Genomic DNA, 287 nt, shown 5'->3' with positions numbered 1-287 from the left:
GGTATAGATGGTGGGCCCTGGTGGACTCGAACCACCGGCCTCACCCTTATCAGAGGTGCGCTCTAACCAACTGAGCTAAGGGCCCACATTACATATACTATTTGAACCCAAAATGGGTTACGCTTGGCGGCGTTCTACTCTCCCAGGACCCTGCGGTCCAAGTACCATTGACGCTGAAGGGCTTAACGGTCGTGTTCGGGATGGGAACGTGTGGAACCCCTTCGCTATCGCCACCAAACGTTTGAGAGTTTGAGCTCTCAAAACTGAGCAACGAGTGAGTGTTTTGC

General features: G+C 53.3%; 1 tRNA gene and 1 rRNA gene. Both read right to left on the bottom strand.

The annotated features are described in order from the left end of the window. Positions 1-8: 8 nt before the first annotated feature. Positions 9-85, bottom strand: a tRNA-Ile gene (locus AC6CIF_RS31940). Positions 86-121: 36 nt separating this feature from the next. Continuing rightward, a 5S ribosomal RNA gene (gene rrf, locus AC6CIF_RS31935) occupies positions 122-238 on the bottom strand. Positions 239-287: the final 49 nt, after the last annotated feature.

The sequence above is a fragment of the Paenibacillus sp. GQ49 genome, from assembly GCF_059759055.1.
The sequence above is the reverse complement of the archived record's forward strand: the minus strand, read 5'-3'. Positions and strand labels throughout refer to the sequence as shown.